Source organism: Roseateles sp. GW821-FHT09G03, assembly GCF_059416045.1.
The window spans coordinates 99189-112950 of record NZ_JBWKOK010000001.1 but is presented as its reverse complement, the minus strand read 5'-3'; the positions used below and the strand labels follow the sequence as shown (position 1 = coordinate 112950).

9 protein-coding genes and 2 tRNA genes are annotated in these 13762 nt (G+C 67.7%); 9 read left to right on the top strand and 2 right to left on the bottom strand.

The features are described from left to right. Nucleotides 1–14: 14 nt before the first annotated feature. A complete protein-coding gene (locus tag AC07OZ_RS00460) occupies nucleotides 15–959 on the top strand; it encodes a CysB family HTH-type transcriptional regulator (protein WP_088408215.1) in 945 nt (314 codons plus the stop codon). Between the two features lie 93 nt (nucleotides 960–1052). Next, nucleotides 1053–2222 carry a pyridoxal phosphate-dependent aminotransferase gene (locus tag AC07OZ_RS00455; RefSeq protein WP_495465224.1) on the top strand — a complete coding sequence of 390 codons (1170 nt, stop codon included), beginning with the start codon at nucleotides 1053–1055 and terminating at the stop codon, nucleotides 2220–2222. 164 nt (nucleotides 2223–2386) lie between these two features. Here AC07OZ_RS00455 and AC07OZ_RS00450 read toward each other — a convergent pair whose 3' ends face one another. Beyond that, nucleotides 2387–4486, bottom strand: a complete 2100-nt coding sequence (locus tag AC07OZ_RS00450) for a type IV pilus assembly protein FimV (protein ID WP_495465223.1) — start codon at nucleotides 4484–4486, stop codon at nucleotides 2387–2389. 237 nt (nucleotides 4487–4723) lie between these two features. Between AC07OZ_RS00450 and AC07OZ_RS00445 the strand changes: the two genes are divergently transcribed. The 3 genes from AC07OZ_RS00445 (at nucleotide 4724) to AC07OZ_RS00435 (ending at nucleotide 6752) form a co-directional block, all read left to right on the top strand. Beyond that, on the top strand, nucleotides 4724–5428 hold the full coding sequence (locus AC07OZ_RS00445) for a Crp/Fnr family transcriptional regulator (protein ID WP_495465222.1): 705 nt from the start codon (nucleotides 4724–4726) through the stop codon (nucleotides 5426–5428). Nucleotides 5429–5555: 127 nt separating this feature from the next. Beyond that, nucleotides 5556–6596 carry a phosphotransferase gene (locus tag AC07OZ_RS00440; protein ID WP_495466464.1) on the top strand — a complete coding sequence of 347 codons (1041 nt, stop codon included), beginning with the start codon at nucleotides 5556–5558 and terminating at the stop codon, nucleotides 6594–6596. A 79-nt stretch (nucleotides 6597–6675) separates the two neighbouring features. Next, nucleotides 6676–6752: transfer RNA gene (locus AC07OZ_RS00435), tRNA-Pro, on the top strand. Nucleotides 6753–6870: 118 nt separating this feature from the next. Here AC07OZ_RS00435 and AC07OZ_RS00430 read toward each other — a convergent pair. Next, nucleotides 6871–8364 carry a putative bifunctional diguanylate cyclase/phosphodiesterase gene (locus AC07OZ_RS00430; RefSeq protein ID WP_495465221.1) on the bottom strand — a complete coding sequence of 498 codons (1494 nt, stop codon included), beginning with the start codon at nucleotides 8362–8364 and terminating at the stop codon, nucleotides 6871–6873. A gap of 330 nt (nucleotides 8365–8694) precedes the next feature. Between AC07OZ_RS00430 and AC07OZ_RS00425 the strand changes: the two genes are divergently transcribed. The 4 genes from AC07OZ_RS00425 to AC07OZ_RS00410 all read left to right on the top strand — a co-directional run bounded on the left by AC07OZ_RS00425 (nucleotide 8695) and on the right by AC07OZ_RS00410 (nucleotide 13647). After that, entirely contained in the window at nucleotides 8695–10680 is a 1986-nt protein-coding gene (locus tag AC07OZ_RS00425) for an OPT family oligopeptide transporter (RefSeq protein ID WP_495465220.1), read from the top strand. Between the two features lie 192 nt (nucleotides 10681–10872). Further along, nucleotides 10873–10949 (top strand) — tRNA-Arg (locus tag AC07OZ_RS00420). A 213-nt stretch (nucleotides 10950–11162) separates the two neighbouring features. Then, complete coding sequence (locus AC07OZ_RS00415) at nucleotides 11163–13076, top strand: hypothetical protein (protein ID WP_495465219.1); 1914 nt, start codon at nucleotides 11163–11165, stop codon at nucleotides 13074–13076. After that, on the top strand, nucleotides 13042–13647 hold the full coding sequence (locus AC07OZ_RS00410) for a phospholipase D family nuclease (RefSeq protein WP_495465218.1): 606 nt from the start codon (nucleotides 13042–13044) through the stop codon (nucleotides 13645–13647). Before AC07OZ_RS00415 ends, AC07OZ_RS00410 begins: the two co-directional genes overlap by 35 nt. Nucleotides 13648–13762: the final 115 nt, after the last annotated feature.

Here is a 13762-nt window from a genome sequence, read left to right as displayed (position 1 = left end):
GCGATGAACCCGCCATGAACCTGCACCAGTTCCGCTTCGTCCAAGAGGCCGCGCGCCGCAACCTCAACCTGACCGAGACGGCCAAGGCGCTGTACACCTCGCAGCCGGGCGTCTCCAAGGCGATCCTGGAACTCGAGGAAGAGCTCGGCGTCGACATCTTCTCGCGCCACGGCAAGCGGCTGCGCAGCATCACCGAGCCCGGACGCCAGGTGCTGAAGTCCATCGAGATCATCATGCGCGAGGTCGGCAACCTCAAGCGCATCGGCGAGGAGTACTCCAAGCAGGACGTCGGCACGCTCTCGATCGCCACCACGCACACGCAGGCGCGCTACGTCCTGCCGGGCCCGGTCACGCAGTTGCGCAAGCAGTTCCCGCAGGTCAACATCGGCCTGCACCAGGGCAGCCCGGACCAGGTCGCGAAGATGCTGATCGACGAGACCGCCGACGTCGGCCTGGCGACCGAATCGCTGTCGCAGTTCGAGGAGCTCGTCACCCTGCCCGCCTACGAATGGCAGCACGTGCTGGTGATGCGCGCGGAGCATCCGCTCGCGCAGCTCGAGCGCATCGACCTCGAGCACCTGGCCGCCCAGCCGCTGGTCTCCTACCACCCCAGCTTCACCGGCCGCACCCGCATCGACCGCGCCTTCGCGCAGCGCCAGCTCAAGCCCAACATCGTGCTGGAGGCGATCGACTCCGACGTCATCAAGACCTACGTCCGGCTGGGCCTGGGCGTGGGCATCGTCGCCGAGATGGCGGTGCGCGAGGACCCGCCCGGCGGCGAACTCGTCTCGCGCCCGCTCGGTCACCTGCTGGGCCAGAACGTCGCCCGCATCGCCTTCAAGCGCGGCGCCTACCTGCGCAACTACGTCTACAGCTTCGCCGAACTGCTCTCCGACCGCCTCAACCGCACGCTGCTGCAGCGCGCGATGAGCGGCGAGGCCAGCGACTACGATCTGTGACCGCCCCCTGATCACTCACGGCAGCGTCCGGCGCCTCCCCCGCTCACGACCCGCCCCTTCATCGATCTCCATCGATCCTCATCGATCCAGACCATGCGTGTTCACACTCCCGTTCCCGCGAGCCGCCTGCCCCAACTGGGCGTGACGGTCTTCAGCGTCATGTCGGCGCTGGCGCAGCAGCACCAGGCGGTCAACCTGGGCCAGGGCTTCCCGGACTTCGAAGGCGACCCGGCGCTGCTGGACGCCGTCGACGCCGCGATGCGCGCCGGCCACAACCAGTACCCGCCGATGCCCGGCGTGCCCGTGCTGCGCCAGGCGATCGCCGCGAAGATCGAGGCGCTGTACGGCCACGCCTACAACCCCGACACCGAGATCACGGTCACCGCCGGCGCGACGCAGGCCATCCTGACGGCGCTGCTCGCCATCGTGCATCCGGGCGACGAGGTCGTCGTGCTGGAGCCCGCCTACGACAGCTACGCGCCCAATATCGCGCTGGCCGGCGGCGTGATGGTGCCGGTGCCGCTGGATCCGGCCAGCTTCCGTCCCGACTTCGACCGCATCCGCGCCGCGCTGACGCCGCGTACCCGCGCGATCATGATCAACAGCCCGCACAACCCCAGCGGCGCCGTCTGGAGCGCGGACGAGCTGCGTCAGTTCGCCGAACTGCTCGATGGCACCGAGGTGCTGGTGATCAGCGACGAGGTCTACGAGCACATGGTCTACGACGGCCAGACCCACCAGAGCGTCTCGCGCCTGCCGGAACTGGCGGCACGCAGCTTCGTCGTGTCGAGCTTCGGCAAGACGTATCACGTGACCGGCTGGAAGGTCGGCTACGTCACCGCGCCGGCGCCACTGATGGCCGAGTTCCGCAAGGTCCACCAGTACAACGTGTTCACCGTGAACTCGGCGATGCAGCACGGCATCGCGGCCTACATGCGCGACCCGGCGCCCTACCTGGGCCTGAGCGACTTCTACCAGCGCAAGCGCGACCGCTTCCGTGCAGGACTCGAAGGCTCAGCTTTCGTGCTGCGCCCCTGCCCGGGCAGCTACTTCCAGTGCGTCGACTACAGCGCCCTGCCCGCGGCGCAGGCCGCGATGGGCGACATGGAGATCAGCCAATGGCTCACGCGCGAAATCGGCGTCGCGGCCATTCCGCTGTCGGCGTTCTACAGTGCCGGCAGCGATGCGAAGGTCATCCGTTTCTGCTTCGCAAAGAAGGATGAGACGCTCGACCTCGCGCTGGAGCGCTTGAAGAAGATCTGAGTCAACCGCACTCCCCAGGCCCGTTCACAGCGAGTGCCACTGGGGCCGGAATGATGCTGGGGGTTCGCGGACGCGATGCCCCCTGCATCGTGGAGTGCCCGCGCCCGGCCACACGCACAACGTGTTCGGCCACCCGCACGACGCCCCGTCGAAGCGAAAGACGATCAGCGCCCTTTGGGCTCCCGCGGCGTCTCGTCCTCAACGAGCGACAGATCCAGGTCCACCGACTGCGTGAGCGGCGTCCGCGACGGCGCCGCTGTCGGCGTCTGCCAGACCATCGTGGCCATCTGGTCCGCCGGCGCGGTCGCGTCCAGCGGCAGCACGACGTCGATCGAATTGCCATCGATCTCATGCTCGGCGCGGTCGCGCGCCACCGCGTACAGCAGCAGCAGGTCGCGGTAGGCCGGCAGGCCCAGGTCGCCGTTGTATTCCTGGTGGTTGGACAGCAGGTCCTGCAGCAGGCTCATGCTGCCTTCGGGATCGGACCAGGCGGCCTCGAGCCGCTCGATCAGTTCCCCGTGGGCCTCCAGCGCCTCGCCCAGGTTCAGGTCATCGCTCCACGACGGCGCGCGCGCATGGAACTGCTCCGCGAAGCGGACGCCGACGCGATCGAAGGCCTCGCGGTCGCCGCGGCGCTGATAGAGCTCCATCAGCTTCAGGAACGGCAGGCCGCTGGCGGCGTCGCGGTGATTGAGGCGCGAGGACAGCAACTCGATCGCCGCATCGTCCTGGCCCAGCACCATGAAGAAGTCGACCTGCTGCTCGAGGTCGATCAGTTCCTCGACGGTCACGGTGACGCCACCACCGCCCAGGTCGGCCGACAGCGGCGCGGGCCGAGTATCGCCGCGCTCGAACTGCAGGCTCAGCGGCTCCAGCGCATCGAGCGCCGCCAGGGCGTCGAGCGCGTCGTCCGCGGCCGTCGTCGGCGCGCGGGCCGGCTGGCGCGGCGCGGGCGACGGAGAAGTCATCAACGGCGCGGGACGCGTCGGCACCTCGTCGAGGCTCAGCGGCATCGGGATCGTCGACGGCGCCTGCGACGCCACCGGTCCGTCGCTCGACAGGTGCGACATCAGCGGCGCCGGCGAACTGTGCGGATCGGTCGGCGTGAACGGGGACGGCCCCGTCGGCACGGGCGGCAACACCGTCTCGGCCCCCTGCCCATCGTGGCGGGAATCGCCCAGCCAGTGCTGGCCCGCCTCGCGCTTCTGCACACGGTTGCTGCGCCACAGCAGCAGGCTGCTCGCGGCCAGCGCCAGGCTCAGCAGGCTCAGGCCCAGCACCCAGACGGACGATGCGTTGCCGCCGCTCGCGGCGTGCTCGCGCGCGGCCTGCAGTTCCTGGCGCAGCGTGGTCATCGCGGCCAGCGTGCGCTTCTGTTCGGCCTGCAGGTCGGCGAGCTGCTTCTGCATCGTCTGCATCTGCTGGCGCGCCTCTTCGGCGGCGCTCGCGGCACTGGCGGCGGCCTCGGCGGCCAGCAACGCGGACGCGGGCGGCTGCAGCGCCTCCATGGGCTCGAGCGACAGTCGCGGTGTCGGCGCCCGCGTCACGCGGGCCGCGCGGGCCTCGCGCGCTTGTATCTGGGCACGGGTCCCGCCCGTCTCGCTGGCCGTCGAGCGGGCACCGTCGGTGCCAGGACTTGCCTCGGCCGTCCGGCGCTGCGGGCGCCGGGGGCGCTCGGCGGCGCTGGCCGTGGTGCCAGGCGTTGCGGCGGCGGCGATCGCCAGCTCATTGCCGGCGCGCGGCGTCGACGAGCGCGGGGGCGCTTCAGCCGGACGCGCCGGCTGGGTTTCCTGCAGCGCCTGCAGCGCGGGCGACACGGTCGCCGCAGGCGGCGGACCGGGATCGACCATCGGCTCGCCGTTCAGGCCCGGCGGATCGATGAACGCGGTGTACTGGCGCGTCAGCCGCGCCGGACAGCCCACGCTGAGCTGCACCGAGACGATCGGTTCGTCGATGCGCTGCGCGCTGCGCAGCCGCACGCCGGTGACGCGCGTGCCGTCGCCCTCGACCTGCCAGTGCAGGCCCGACGTGGCCAGCGCGTTCTCGCCGGCGGTGACTTCCGCGCGCACGCACTCGGGCGTCACGGTCTCGCCGGGGCTGAGCTGGACGGGGAACAACAGGTTGAGCGGCTGGCCGAGTGACGATGCCGCCTGGGGGCGGCCGACACCAAGGCTCCAGGCCGGCGCCGACATCACGAGGATGGCAAGCACGAGAACGCTGTGCGGCGGCAGTGCGCCGCGCGGGTCGTGAAGATCTCGATCCATTCCCGCTGTTGTTGCTGTTGGTGTGCGTTTCACTCTAGCACGGGGCTTACAGGGACAAACCCGGAAAAGCGCCGTTCCTTCCCCCCGGATGCGCATCGCCCACGCATCATGCGAGCATGGTCGTGGTGGCCGCGGGCTCGCCGCGGGTCCCGCACAATAAGCCGGAAGAAGCCGCGACGCACGCGGTCCATCCGCACATTTCAGGAGACCGCTGGCTTGTCACGCCAGCGACAAAGCATGAACAGCTCGGTTCTTACAATTTCCGAACGCAACAACATCGAGACGGGGCCGTGGTTTTCCAAGCTGTCACTGCCGCTGCGCAGCGACATTCTGGCGCGTGCCACGGTGAGACGTCTGTCCGACGGCGCGCTGATGTCGGTGCGCGGCGAACCGGCCGAGGAATGGATCGGCGTGGCCAAGGGCGCGGTGCGGGTGAGTTCGGTCTCGCTGTCGGGCAAGCAGGTCACGCTGACCTACGTCGAGCCCGGCATCTGGTTCGGCGACATCGCCCTCTTCGACGGCCTGCCGCGCACGCACGATGCCAGCGCGCATGGCGAGACCACGCTGCTGGTGATCCGCAAGCCCGACTTCCGGGACCTGCTCCAACGCCACACCGAACTCTACGAGGCGCTGCTTCGGCTGAACTGCCGTCGCCTGCGGCTGATGTTCGACCAGGTCGAGGACCTCAACACCCGGCCCCTCGCCTCGCGCCTGGCCAAGCAGATCCTGCTGCTGGCGCGCAGCTACGGCGTGGCGCAGGGCGAGGAGGTCCGCATCGGCCTGCAGCTGGCGCAGGAGGACTTGGCGCAGCTGCTGGGCGCGTCGCGGCAGCGCGTGAACCAGGAGCTCAAGGGCTTCGAGCGCGAAGGCGCGGTGCGCGTCGAGCCGACCCGGCTGGTGGTGTTGAGCAAGGAAAAGCTGCTGGCCATCGCCAACCGCTGAGCGTCCCGGGATCGTCGCCACCTGCGCAGGGTGGCGGGCTCCGGGGGCGCGTCGATCACGAATCACGACAACTCCAGGAGACCTTGTGGACGACGCTTTCACCGGCACCCGTGCCCCTTCGCAATCGATGGATGCCGAGGCGCTCGCCGCCTGGCTGGCGCGCGAGATCGACGGCTTCGCCGGCCCGCTGACGATCGAGCAGTTCAAGGGCGGCCAGTCCAACCCCACCTACAAGCTGATCACGCCGGGCGCCACCTACGTGATGCGCGCCAAGCCGGCGCCGGTGGCCAAGCTGCTGCCGTCCGCGCATGCGATCGAGCGCGAGTTCACGGTGATGCGCGCGCTCGCCGGCACCGATGTCCCGGTGCCGCGCATGCTGGCGCTGTGCGAGGACGAATCCATCGTCGGCCGCGCGTTCTACGTCATGGAATTCATCCAGGGCCGGGTCTTGTGGGACCAGACGCTGCCCGGCGCTTCCAACGCGGAACGCACCGCGATCTACGAGGAGATGAACCGCGTCATCGCCGCGCTGCACCGCGTGGACTTCCGCGCGCTGGGGCTGGAGCACTACGGCAAGCCCGGCAACTACTTCGAGCGCCAGATCGGTCGCTGGAGCAAGCAGTACCAGGCGACGATCACCGGCCCCAACGAGGCGATGGACCGCCTGATCGAATGGCTGCCGGCGCACATCCCCGACTCGGCGCGCGACGAGCGCGAGGTCGCCATCGTCCACGGCGACTACCGGCTGGACAACCTCGTCTTCCATCCCACCGAGCCGCGCGTGCTCGCGGTGCTGGACTGGGAGCTGTCGACGCTGGGCCATCCGCTGGCGGACTTCAGCTACCACTGCATGTCGTGGCACATCCGCAAGAGCGGCGCCGCGCGCGGCCTGGGCGGCGTGGACCTGGCGCCGCTGGGCATCCCGAACGAGCTGGACTACGTGCGCCGCTACTGCGAGCGCACCGGCCGCGGCGACGCGGCGACGGTGATGAAGGACTGGAACTTCTACCTCGCCTACAACCTGTTCCGCATCTGCGCGATCCTGCAGGGCATCGCCAAACGCGTCGAGGACGGCACGGCCTCGAGCCAGCAGGCCCGCGAGGCCGGCGCCGGCGCGAAGCCGATGGCGGAGCTGGGCTGGTCGTTCGCGCAGAAGCTGTCGAACTGAGTTCTCGCCCCCTCCAAAGAACGTTCTGCATCGTTCTTCAGAGGGAGGCGATTTTCCAGGCTAGAATGCGAGGCTCAGTCGGGGCGTAGCGCAGCCTGGTAGCGCATCTGCTTTGGGAGCAGAGGGTCGCGAGTTCGAATCCCGCCGCCCCGACCAACTAACACGTGAAGCCGCAAGGAGTTCTGCTCCTTGCGGCTTTTCTATTTGCGGCAGTCTCTTTGCTGCTGCGATGAAGGCCCGGCCTCACTCGGACCGGACATCCACGCGCCCTGCTTCAGCGCCTCGCCACGTCCAGCGGCACCGCCGCGGTCTCGACGAAGATCGACGGGCGGAAGCCCTCGGCATGGCCGCTCGCGGCCTTGCCCGAGTCCGAGGCCAGCACCTCGATCGCGAAGGCCGACATCGGCTTCGCGAACAGGTAGCCCTGCAACTCGTCGCAGCCCATCGCGACGAGCTGGTCGCGTTGCGCCGGTGTCTCCACGCCTTCGGCCACGACCTTCAGGTGGAGGACGCGCGCCATCTCGATGACGGCGCGGGCGATCGCCTGCGCCTCCACGCTGGTCGCCACGTCGGCGACGAAGCTGCTGTCGATCTTGAGCTCCTGCGCCGGCAGCTGGCGCAGCGAGGCCAGGCTCGAGTAGCCTGTGCCGAAGTCGTCGATCGAGATGTGCACGCCCAGCGCGCCCAGCCGCTTGAACGCGCGTCCGGTGACGGTGGCGTGTTCCATCGCGACGGACTCGGTGATCTCGCAGGTGAAGCGCTCGGGCCGCAGGCGATGCTTCTTGAGGCCCTTCTCGAGCCGGACGATGAAGTCGTCCGACCGCATCTGGTAGCCCGACACGTTGATGGCCACGCGCATCCGCAGGCCCATCTCGCGCCAGCGCGCGGCCTGGGCCAGCGCGGTGTCGGCCACCCAGTCGCCGATCGCGTCGATCACGCCGTAGCGCTCGGCGATCGGGATGAAGCGCGACGGGCTGACCATGCCCAGCGTCGGATGCCGCCAGCGCAGCAGCGCCTCCACGGCGGTGACCTGCATGGTCTTCGCGTCCATCTTCGGCTGGTAGACCAGCTCGAGTTCCTTGTTCTTGATCGACTCGCGCAGCTCGCGCGCCAGCGTCAGTTCCTCGCGCAGCTCTTCCTCCTGCACCGCGTCGAAGAACGCATGCCCGTTGCCGCCGAGGCGCTTCACCGAGCGCATCGCCGTCTGCGCGCGCCGGATCAGCCGGATCGAGCTGCCGTGCTCGGGCGACATGGCCACGCCCACCGACAGGCCAACACGCAGCGCAGTCGTTCCGATCACCACCGGTTCGGTCAGGCTGTCCAGCACCTGGCGCACGAGCGCGTCGGTCTGCGACGGCGGCATCTCGCTCCAGAGGGCAAACTCATCCCCCGCGAGCCGGCCGACAAGGGCCTTCTTGCCGCCGATCTGCCGCAGCCGCTCCGCGGTGCGGACCAGCAGGTGATCGCCGGACGCCTTGCCGTGTTCGTCGTTGACGAGGCGGAAGCCGTCCAGGCCGATGTACAGCAGACTGCCCTGCCCCTCGCGGCGCTGGAGGCCCTCCAGCGTGGCGGCGAACTCATCCTCGAAACGCCGCGCCAGCAGCAGCCCCGTGAGCCGGTCGCGCTGGCGCCGTCGACCGACGCGACCGAACCGGCCCTGCGCCGCCATCAGCAGGGCCAGAGTCAGCGCGACGCCCAGCAGGACGCCCAGGAGAACCCACATCAGCGTCAACAACGGCTCCGGAATCGACAGGGGAGAAGTTCGCATGCTAGGCGCTGAACGCGCTTCCGTGCGCTGTCAGCACCGGAATGCGGGGGCAGGTCTGACCCCCTGTTACTCGGAGCCGTGAAGAACTCGGCGCGGCCCGGGCGTTCAGCGCCGGGATGGCCCGCGCGGCGCGGCGTGCGCGCGACACCCCACCCTTAGGGGCGATAGGCAAGCGCAGATAGGTGGAAACCCCATGCGCACGACCATGTCAGCACGATGTCAGGCAGAGACAATGCGCGCTGTTTTTTTGTTTCAAAACAGCGCCTTTTTCTGGTCACGAGCCGGGAGCCGGGCGCGACAACGGACGAACCCGGAAAGATCGAGCACAGCATGGCGCTACAGCATTTGACCGACGAGCAGGTGCAGACCTGGTCGCGCGCGCAGAAGGACGAGTGGTGGTTCAAGAACGTCTTTCGCGGCGACATGGCGCAGCTCTCGCTGCGCTCCGGCTTCACCGGCTTCATGCTGGGCGGCATCCTGGCGGCGACCTCGCTGTACATCGGCGGCAAGACCGGCATCAGCGTCGGCGTGGGCCTGACCTCGGTGATCCTGGCCTTCGCGATGTTCCGCATCTTCGCGACGCTGGGCTGGGCCTCGGACTACACGATCCTGGAGAACAACTGCACCCAGTCGATCGCGACGGCCGCGGGCTACGTGGTGTCGCCGCTGTTCTCGTCGCTGGCGGCCTACATGCTGGTCGTGGACCGCATCGTGCCGTGGTGGCAGATGATCATCTGGATGGTCGTGATCGCCGTCCTGGGCGTGCTGGTGGCCTTCCCGATGAAGCGGCGCTTCATCAACGAGGACCAGCTCCCCTTCCCTGAAGGCCGCGCCTGCGGCGTGGTGCTGGACTCGCTGTACACCGGCGAGGGCGGCGAAGGCATCTACAAGGCCAAGCTGCTGGCCAAGGTGGCCGGCGGCGCCGCGCTGTACCAGGCCATCGTGAGCGACGGCTGGATGAAGCTGCTGCAGTTCAAGATCCTGCGCATGGACCAGTGGGCCGGCATGACCGAGCCCTGGACCTTCCACGAGCGGCTGGACCAGTACTACTACGGCCTGGCCGCCAAGGCCGAGATCTGGATCCCCAAGATCCTGGGCACCGACATCCGCGCGCTGGGCCTGCGCCTGACGCTGGACGCGGCGATGCTGGGCGTGGGCGGCCTGATGGGCATCGCGGTGGCGACGAGCTGCCTGCTGGGTGCCTTCGTCAACTTCGTGGTGCTGGCGCCGATCATGATCCAGGCCGGCGACATCGTGCAGCGCGTGGGCCCGACGGGCGCGCTGATCCCGATCTCGCGCGTGGAGATCGTCAACCAGTGGTCGATGTGGTGGGGCGTGGCGATGATGGTCGCGGGCTCGCTGACGACGCTGCTGGCCAAGCCCGACCTGTTCCTGGCGGTGTTCAAGACCTTCCGCAAGAAGGAGCCGGGCAAGAGCGACGGCAGCGACCTGCTGAACCACATCGAGGTGCCGCTGTGGATCTCCTACGTGGGCGTGCCGGTCTTCGGCGTGCTGGCGGCGTGGACCTCGCACGCGTTCTTCGGCGTGCCCTTCCTGATGGCGCTGATCTCGCTGCCGCTGATCTTCGTGCTGACGGTGATCTGCACGAACTCGATGGCGCTGACCTCGTGGACGCCCACGGGCGCGCTGTCCAAGATCACGCAGTTCACGATGGGCGCGATCGACCGCTCCAACCCGGCCTCGAACCTGGTGCCGGCGGGGATGACGGCCGAGATCGCCTCGAACGCGGCCAACCTGCTGAGCGACATCAAGCCGGGCTACATGCTGGGCGGCAAGCCGCGCCACCAGGCGATCGGCCACATCATCGGCGTGGTGGCGGGCGTGCTGTTCTGCGTGCCGCTGTTCTTCCTGCTGTTCGTGCCGAAGAACGCCGAGGGTGTGCGTTCGACCGCAACGATCATCTCGGACCAGTTCTCGATGCCAGCCGCGGTGCAATGGCGCGGCGTGGCGGAGATCATCGCCAACGGCCTGCACAGCCTGCCGGCATCGGCGCTGATCACGATGGCGATCGCGGCGATCTGCGCGGTGGTGATCGAGGTGATCAAGATGGCGACGAAGGGCAAGTTCCCGCTGTCGTCCGTGGCGATCGGCCTGGGCGTGGTGCTGCCGCCGGAGTCGACCTTCGCGATGTGGGTCGGCGCCATGATGTTCTTCGTCATGGGCAAGATCTACAAGACGCCGGGCACCCAGGGCTGGAAGCGCTGGGTGGACGGCTGCGAGCCGATCTGTGCGGGCCTGATCTCGGGCGCGGCGCTGATGGGCATCGGCAACGCGATCGTCAACGTGCTGATCTGAGCTTGAGCTGAATTTGAGCTAATCGACAGTCGATCGGAGACCGATCAAACCAGGATCGACTTCGAACCTTTCCACGCCCGGCGTTGACGGCGGAACGCGTGGCACAATTCGGGCCCTTCGGCAGGCGTGGGAACGCCTTCCAAGGGTCCGAAGTCATTTCTGCACTCCGGGCGGTCGTTGACTGATTTCAGTCTGCCCGTAGCTCAACTGGATAGAGCAGCTGCCTTCTAAGCAGCAGGTCGGGGGTTCGAGTCCCTCCGGGCAGGCCACGCGTGGATCGCCGCGCCCGCCTCAGGTTGCAGGAAGGCCCCCAGCTTCAGCGCCATCGCGCTGGTCAGCGTGGCGGCGGGACCCCGGTTCTGCACATGGCTGACTGCGAAGCGTCTCACTCCCTCCAGGTCGTGCGACTGCGGGGACTTCTCCATCAGCCGGACGATGAGCACCCGGAGCGCCGTGCCATCGCACAGGGTGAGGACCCCGTGATGACCAGGGTCCACGCTCGCGGAAGGATCGCGGATCTCCAGGACGGAACCCGACAGCGAGATCTCCCGCAGCGTCACCGGCGTCTGGTGCCCGTTGTGCGTCAAGGTCGCCTGCATGCGCTCATCCGGCACGACACAACGCTGCAGGCCGACGCGCCGATCCCGGCCGTACCCGCGCACCACCAAGGGCAGGAAGAAGCCGATCACGAGACCGATCGTGGCCGTCAATGCCAGGACCAGCCGGAGGACGGGGCTCTGCAGATTGGTCAGGAGATCCGGCTCACCGCCGTCTCGCGTCGGTGTATGGACGGCCATGATCAGCAACGAGATCGCCGTGTTTCCTGCCGCCTGCAACATCCCCGACCGCAGACAGGAGCGCGTCGTGACCGGCACGTCGGCGGATCCCTCCAGGTGCAGATAGGTCGAGAAGGCGGTCGCGGATCCCAGGAAGGCCCATGGCCACGAACGCTGCAATGCGAGCAGCGCGACGTCGAGCACGGAAGGCCCCTCCTCGCCGGCCGGCACCGGCAGGGCATGCAGCAGCAGGTTGCTGAAGGTCACCCCGAAAGTGGGAAGGGTCGCCAGGACAAACGCCAGCACCACGCAAGCCAGCAGCAGCTTGCGACTGACCGGTTCGACCAGGATGTTCTCCCGTGTCGGCACCGCGCGCCGATGGCGCGAGAACACCAGCCATCCGACCAGGAGCCCCGCGCCATGCGTGAGGCAGGCGCTGATCGTCCAGTACAGCGGCTGCACCGTGGTGTTGGGAAAGACGACCGTGAAGGCCACGCAGATCACGAGCACCACGATGGTCATCACCATCAACGCATCCAGCATCGGATTGAACGGCGGGCGCGGACATTGGGCCCGCTCCACATGCAGGCCATATTGCAGCTCGAACTGCCTGACCACCTGGTCGTCGGTCCTGGACGTCGCGAACGCCAGGCAGCACATCAGCAGGTAGAGCCGCCCCTGCAACGCATCGATGCGCGACAGCAGCTCGCTGCTTCCGTTGTCGTACTGCGCGCGCAGGAGTTCCGGCGAGTCCTTGGCGAAGGTCATGACCTCGCGCTCGAGCGCCTTGAAGTCGTTGTCGACCTGGAACACGTAGGGCGAATTGAGCTTGGCGGCGAGACGGCCGACTTTCACGGCCGGCTGGAATCGATGGAAGAGGTACATCAGGCGGCACCACTTCTCGGCGACCGTCGTCGGACCGTCCTTGACGAAGTCCGCGCGATGGAAGTACCCGCTCGACAACAGTTTCCGACCAAGATCACCCTTGAAAAGCTGATCGTCGAAATGGATCTGCGCCGTCGGCAGTGCCAGTTCGAGTGCCATCTCCTGTGCCTTGCGTGGAATGAAGGCCCAGTCATGCAGCACTTCGCGCAGCGTGCGCTCGATCCTGGCGATCACGGGCAGCATCGGACTCAGGCCGGTCACCACGAAGAGCGCCACCAGCCAGGCGTTCTCTTTCGTCACCACGCCGTCCAGGGACAGGAAGCTCAGCACGCTGGCGGGCGCGGAACTCAGCAGCGCCATGAGCACGACGTAGAACACCACGAGCGCGAGGCAATAGAAGCTCGCTGCAGCCACGAACTTCCACAGCATCGTCGTGAACGATCGAGGCGGAGCAAAGCTGAAGGTCTCCGTGCCTTCGATCTCCCCACTGACTTCGGCCGGCGTCCATGTATTGAACTGCCGATAACCGAAGAGCACGATGACCGTGATCGAGAAAACGAACTGCAGCCATTGATTGGCATCTGTGGGCATGATCCCTCCCCGCTCGCGCCGATTCAACGGCGCCTTGGGGTCAATCTAGTATTCCCGCGTCGGCGGCGCATCCCTAGCTTGCTGGAATCCGGCAACATCATCATCAGTCGTGCTGACGCGCCGTCGGCGCCTTCCGCGCGATGAAGGAGTTCACTTGATACCGATTCGATGCCTGACGCTCGCAGCCCTGCTGGGCGTTTCCCTTGCCTCCCATGCCGAACCCGAGATCCAGGTCGGCTTCTCGCCGGAAGGCTCGGCGCGGCAGCTCGTGCTGGAGACCCTCGGCGGTGCGAAGGAACGCATCCAGATCCTCGCCTATGCCTTCCAGGCGCCGGACATCATGCAGGCGCTCGTCGACGCGAGACAGCGCGGCGTGCAGGTGCAGGTGGTCGTGGACAAGAAGCGCAACCAGAACAAGCCCAGCAAGAAGGCGATGGACTTCGTGACCGGCCACGGCGTCGAGCTGCGCACCAATGATCATTTCCACATCCACCACGACAAGACCATCATCGTGGACGGCCACACGGTCGAGACGGGCTCGTTCAACTTCGCGCCCTCGGCGGAGACGCTCAACTCCGAGAACGTGGTCGTGATCCGAAACGCCCCCGAGGTCGTCAGGCAATACCTGGCACATTGGCAATCGCGCTGGGATCTCGGCAAGCCGTATGACGCCAAGTCCTTTTCCGGCAAAACGCCCTCGCCCCCCGTACCTTGATCACTGTCGTCCGGAGCCCCGCTGACGCGGGCACGCGTGATCGGCGCGGGACTCCTGTGCGCCCAGACCGACGGGCGGATCCATCGATACTGCGACCCAACCCGTTAGATCCACG